Annotated in this window: 4 protein-coding genes; 2 read left to right on the forward strand and 2 right to left on the reverse strand. The window is 40.4% G+C overall.

Annotated elements, in window-relative coordinates; all coding sequences use genetic code 11:
- Positions 1 to 9: 9 nt before the first annotated feature.
- Both dapE and EVU92_RS15290 read right to left on the reverse strand, forming a co-directional pair.
- The gene (gene dapE / locus EVU92_RS15285; RefSeq protein ID WP_130051925.1) at positions 10 to 1,188 is read right to left on the reverse strand and encodes a succinyl-diaminopimelate desuccinylase; all 1,179 of its coding nucleotides are present in this window, start codon (positions 1,186 to 1,188) and stop codon (positions 10 to 12) included.
- 70 nt (positions 1,189 to 1,258) lie between these two features.
- Positions 1,259 to 2,677, reverse strand: coding sequence for an MATE family efflux transporter (locus tag EVU92_RS15290; RefSeq protein WP_130051926.1), 1,419 nt, complete (start codon positions 2,675 to 2,677; stop codon positions 1,259 to 1,261).
- A 234-nt stretch (positions 2,678 to 2,911) separates the two neighbouring features.
- Here EVU92_RS15290 and EVU92_RS15295 point away from each other — a divergent pair, with 234 nt between their 5' ends.
- Entirely contained in the window at positions 2,912 to 3,565 is a 654-nt protein-coding gene (locus tag EVU92_RS15295) for an OmpW family outer membrane protein (protein WP_130051927.1), read from the forward strand.
- 329 nt (positions 3,566 to 3,894) lie between these two features.
- Positions 3,895 to 6,108 carry a CapA family protein gene (locus EVU92_RS15300; RefSeq protein ID WP_130051928.1) on the forward strand — a complete coding sequence of 738 codons (2,214 nt, stop codon included), beginning with the start codon at positions 3,895 to 3,897 and terminating at the stop codon, positions 6,106 to 6,108.
- Positions 6,109 to 6,112: the final 4 nt, after the last annotated feature.

Below are 6,112 nucleotides of genomic sequence, written 5' to 3' on the forward strand. Positions count from 1 at the left end.
TTTTTCTTTTTAATTAAAGATATTTCTAAGTGCAGCTAAATATATTTGCTCAATAGTTTTTAAATCTGCGATAGGAACATGCTCATTAACTTGATGAATGGTATGGTTTCGCACGCCACATTCAATCACTTGCGTGTGCTCATTAGCAAAAAAGCGGCCATCAGATGTGCCACCACTGGTACTAAGCATAGGAAAGCTGCCAGTTACTTCATGCACAGCTTGTTCAAGCTGCTGCAATAAGCAATTGCTTGCTTGATGCATGGTATAAAATGATTCGCACGGGCGCTCCCAAACAAGCGTTAGCTGCGATGCTAAATCTGCCAATGCAAACTGAATTTCTTCTTTAACGTCTTTACTTTTATAGCCATGACTATAACGCACGTTAAAAGTGAGCTCACATTGAGCAGGAACAAGGTTATCTACCACATTAGCAATATTAATTCCGGTCACTTGCAGTGTTGTTGCCGAGCCAGCTTCATCTTTGTGCCAGCAAATTGCCGTTAAGCGCTTCACAACCTCTGCACTTAAATGCGCTGCGTTTATGGTGTTTTCTGGATAGGCAACATGTCCAGCTTTACCTTGAATAGATAATCGAGCAGACAATGCGCCACGTCTGCCATTTTTAATGGTATCACCAACATGCAAGTGACTCGTCGGCTCGCCAACTAGGCAACCATCAAGCACGACGCCTTGTTTGGCTAGACGCTCAGCAATCAATAAAGAGCCGTATTCAGCCTCGCCCTCTTCATCTGAGGTTATTAACCAGTAAAATGTGCCTCGTTTATTGCTATTTTGCGCTAAAAAGCGTTTGGTTGCGCAAAGCATAGCAGCAACGCCGCCTTTCATGTCTGCTGCGCCACGGCCATAGATATTGCCATCAACTATCTCACCACTAAAAGGATCAACTCGCCAATCACCTTCTGCAGCAGGGACCACATCAATATGACCAGAAAAAGCAACGATAGGGCCATCACCAAAGGTGATTTTAGCAATTAAATTAGTAACATGATTAAAGCTAAATACTTCACAGTCAAAGCCGAGCTGGCTTAAATTACTTTCAAGCCAATCAATTGCACCAGCTTGAGCAGGCGTTACCGATTTAAATCGGATCAAGGTTTGTAATGTTTCTACCACATCTGATTGCACCGAGAAGTGCGTTGCTAACTCTGCATTTGATATCAAACTCATAATAACCCTAGTCAGTTAGAAAGCTTAGGTTATTACAACGAGAGATTATGACCGCAGTGTGAAACTTAAATTAATGATTTCCTTCTTCAATGAGGGTTTCTTGGGTTACCTTGGCAATATCTTTGTCTTCTTTGGTTAATTGTGTTCGCTGCCAACGACCAGCTGCGAACCAAAGATAAGTAATAATAGCCACAAGTACATTAGTAATAGCAAACGAATACCATATGCCCTGTGGTCCAAGTGAAGTATGCTTTGACAAAATATACGCGGTAGGAAATTGAATAACGCATTGCGAAAGCAGTGACACAACCATAGCATTGAGCATGTTTCCTGAAGCCCTAAATGCAGCAACCACACAAAGCTGCACGCCTATTCCGCCCCAAGTTAAACACATAACGCGAATGAACTCTGCGCCACCAGCAATCACAGACTCATCATCAGGAATGAAAAAAGCCACAAAGTATTCAGCAAACAGATAAGCAACAACGCCCACTAATGTTAGGCCTAGTAATCCCCAAAGCGAGGCTAAACGTGTTATTTGTGCTGCACGCTGTGGATTTCTTGCCCCCATGTTTTGACCAACCAAGGTTGAAACAGCCATTGAAAGACCCATTGCAGGGATCATCACCATTTGTAAAATATTAGAACCAACACCATAAGAGGCAATGGTGTGCGTACCAAAGCTGGCAACCAAAAACGACATAATGATTAAGCCAAAGGCTCTCGCAGAAAGTTCAACCGAGCCAGGAGCCCCTAAAAAGAAGGCTTGTTTCATATATTGCCAGTCTGGTTTAAAGCTAGAGAGTTTAAGTTGGATGCCGTGGCGGCCTCGCAAAAACACCCATACCCCGATTGCAGCCGCTAAGCTTTGCGTGATAAGTGTGGCTAATGCAGCCCCCATTACGCCAAATCCAGCAAAGTCACCAAAACCAAAAATCAGTAAAGGGTCGAGCACAAAATTGAGTAATACAGTAGCGCTTACAATATAAAGCGGTACCTTGGTTTGCCCTATGCCACGCATTAAGGCTTGAAACATGGCATAAATAAATACAAACACAACGCCAATAAAAGATACATGCATAAATTTAAGCGCATCACCAAACACTTGATCTTCAACACCTAATAAAGTCAAAAAGTAAGGAGAAAGCACATAGCCTATTAAACCAAGTATGGTTGCGGTAATTGTCACCATTAACATAGTTTGGGCAGCAACATGGTTTACCTTATCTTGCTGACCAGCTCCCATGTATTGAGCGGATAAAATAGCGCCCGCCATTGCCAAACCAGAGCCAATAGCAATCACTAAAAAAGTAACAGGCATACTGACAGAAACAGCAGCTACTTGCTCTGCCCCTAAACGTCCTACCCAAAATGCATCGGTCAGCTGATAAGCCGACTGCAAAATATTGATTAAGATGATCGGGATACCTAATTTAAGTAGCGCTTTTGAAATCGAGCCATGAAGAAATAAATGCTGGGGTTCAGCCATGAAAAACACCTAATAAGCAAATAACACCGTTAGTTTACCAGCCGTAAATGAATATAGAGTCAATAAGAGTCAATCTTTTTTTTGCTGTACCCGCTTAAAAACTTAATCTAAATCAATAAATGCCTTCACTTAGTTCAAACATTTTTGAAACTTTGATCTAGAACAGGTTTTGTCCGCTTCAAGTTAGTAATAATAGCGTCAACCAAATAAGACAAGTAGTTCGCGGAGAACAACATGAAAACTAAATTAAGCATTGCATTACTTACTTCACTATTAGCACTCTCTCCTGTTGCAAACGCAAACTTAAGCGTGAACGTAGGTGCAATTAATGTAAACCCTGATAACGACAGTTCAAAAATCAATGAAGCACCAACATTAGGTCTACGTGCAGATGATGATACTCAATTAGGTATTACTGTAGATTATGCGCTTGATGACAATTGGGTAATTGAATTAGTAGCAGCAACACCTTTTAGTCATGATGTTCAAGGTGCTGGTGGTTTAGCAGGTAACAAAATTGCGACAATCAAACATTTACCACCAACACTTTTAGCGCAATACCACTTCTTAGACTCAACTTATAAGTTCCGTCCATTTGTGGGTGTTGGTCTTAACTATACAACTTTCTTTGATGAGAAACCTTCAGCAGCTTTAAAAGCAACACTAGGTACTGACGATGTAGAAGTTAAACTAGATGATTCATTTGGCTTTGCAGCTCAAGCTGGTTTTAACTACATGATGAGTGAAAACTGGGGCCTTCATGGCATGGTTTCACTAATCGACATCGATACAGACGCTACAGTTTATGCTGACGGCGCAAAAGCATTAACTTCAACTGTAGAAATCGACCCAGTTGTTGCTATGTTCGGTGTTAAATACAAATTCTAACTTTCATTTTGTGAAAGCCCATACGCACAAAAAGGCCATATATTGGCCTTTTTTATTTAATTCTCATAGCCAATTCCATATTAAAAACTAGCTTAGTGTATCCTCTCTGACCAACTAATGAATTTAGGTTGCACCTCAAAAATAAACCATTTTATATCATTAGTTTTTAATTTTTATTTAGTTAACGCTTCTCATTTTTACCGTTTTTGACTGCAATATCTGAATTTTCAGAGCCCTAGACGTGTTGTTCCCACCCCTACGCAATTATAAAATGACCGTAATAATTTTGACCTATTTAAACTAAACTAGGTGTCAGCTTGAGGTGTTAATTGAGAATAGTTATTAATTCCTTGGTGTTAATTCTTTGCGCAACTTTATTATCATGTAAAGTAAAAGACCCCAATGAAGATAAACCACAACAACAAAAGCAAGATTCAATTAGTGACCGTGAAGCATTAATTGCTGGTTCTACTGACGTCGAATTTACTATAACAGATGAGAATCAAGCGCCTCTTAGTAATGTAACTGTTTCTGTAGCAGCTCAAGAGTATCTCTCTGATGTAAATGGACGAGTCTCTATCAATAACCTTTCATTTGGTAACCATGCAATTTTCATTTCACAAGAAGGCTACTTTCCTAAAGCCGGCATATTAGTGAATCAACCTAACTTTTTCACTTCCCATATTCAGTTAGAAACAAAGCCTGCTAACTCAAAGAGTTTGCTATTTGCAGGTGATACAATGTTTGGTCGACGTTTTCTAGACCCCAAGTTAGACACCATGGGTACATCAGTACCTGATGTTAGTAATGCGCTAATTAGACCTGACTCAGCGCGAGAAGACAGTATTGCGATTACCAACCAAGTGGCAGCACTGTTTAGGGCTGCTGACTTTTCATCAGTCAATCTTGAGTCGCCAGTGACGACAATGCCAACGAATGTACACCCAACCAAAGAGTTCAGTTTCTTTTCATTACCAGAATCATTGCAAAGCCTAACTGAAATTGGCATTGATTATGTCGGCCTCGGTAATAATCACATCTATGACTATTTGCAAAATGGCCTTGAAGATACCTTGCTTGAAGTCTCAAGTGCAGGATTTCTTAATAGCGGTGCAGGCCTTAACGACTCTGAAGCATTTAAAACTGTCTCACATAACCTTGAAGATGTTAACTTAACACTTTTTGCAGCAACCACAATTACGGGAAAAGAGCACCAATATACGTATGTCGCTGATGCGAATAAAGGTGGGGCTGCGGATTTGACTAACTCAGAAGAAGTTAGAGCAGTACTTGAGCAACTTGATCCTAATGATTTTGTAATCGCACAAATGCATGGTGGCGATGAATACTCATATACGCCTTCACCCTATATAGGTAGCCGATTTAAGGTTCTTTCTTCGCAGAACACCGATTTATTAATTGGCCATCATCCTCATATTGCTCAAGGGTTTGCTGTATATAATAAAATACCGGCCATATTAGGTTTAGGTAATTTTGTATTTGACCAGCCTAGACTTGACACTTTGTTAGGTCTTGCTGTGATGCTTGATCTTGATACCCAAAGCCAAACTATTAATCGCGGCTTTGCCTACCCAATATATTTAGAGGACTATAAGCCTCGATTCACAAACGGTTTTTTAAGTCATTATTTATTGAGAAGAATCGCTGAGCTTTCTGATGATAATATTACCCTTATCCCCCGTGAAAACTACGCAGAGATATACTTTACAGCTAATCAAGCAAGTAAAAAATCTCAGCAAGTGACCATTGATATTGACGCGACTACAGACATCATCGATTTAAGACAGTATTCGCCATCTTCAGCAGCCTATGTTTCATCTATTGAAGTGAACAATGAAGCGCTTGATAACCTTTTACTTGGCCGTGATATTATGGTGTTTGGTGATTTTGAAGATTGGGACAATGACACCGAAGCGTTTGAAGTAAGTCGATGGGATCACAGCAGTGAAAGTGTTTTACCTTGCACTGATAAGCCACTTAATGGCTTGCAGGCTCTGTGCTCAACGCGTGATAGATTTGATAATACCCCTTCTATTATTCCATTTAGACATACAATGCGAGTCATGGAATTAACCGATGAAGCAGGCGAGCTTGATCTCAGTAAAGACTTTTCATTACTAACCTATTTACAGTCTGAAAATGGTGGACAATTCGAGGCATTACTGACCTATACCACTGAAATCGATGACCTTACCTTTGCAGAAAACCTAGTTCCAGTCAGCGAAGGAGGCGATCAGCCATGGCACGCTTTTAGCTATGATTTTAGTTTACCTTCAGATGAAAAGACACTTGGGCCTAAAGAGCTCCCCCCGCGTGGCGTAAAATTACAGTTTAGGCACTATCCACCGAATACAGGTGAAGCAATCACTCGCCTAGATGATGTCGCTATGATTAGCTGGCAGCAAAGTATTAACCTAAAAAACGGACAATGGAAGACCGATAAAATGCACGGTTTCGACTTTTTAAAAGTCAATTCAAGTGGTGAGGTAAGTTTAAAGCTTACATTCACTGTACTTGATTAAGGAG

The organism is Pseudoalteromonas sp. MEBiC 03485 (genome assembly GCF_004195145.1).
Lineage (GTDB): Bacteria > Pseudomonadota > Gammaproteobacteria > Enterobacterales > Alteromonadaceae > Pseudoalteromonas > Pseudoalteromonas apostichopi.

What these genes read in the sequence shown, in the direction of transcription:
- dapE (WP_130051925.1), bottom strand. Translation starts at nt 1,188, where the DNA reads ATGAGTTTGATATCAAATGCAGAGTTAGCAACGCACTTCTCGGTGCAA.
- EVU92_RS15290 (WP_130051926.1), bottom strand. Translation starts at nt 2,677, where the DNA reads ATGGCTGAACCCCAGCATTTATTTCTTCATGGCTCGATTTCAAAAGCG.
- EVU92_RS15295 (WP_130051927.1), top strand. Translation starts at nt 2,912, where the DNA reads ATGAAAACTAAATTAAGCATTGCATTACTTACTTCACTATTAGCACTC.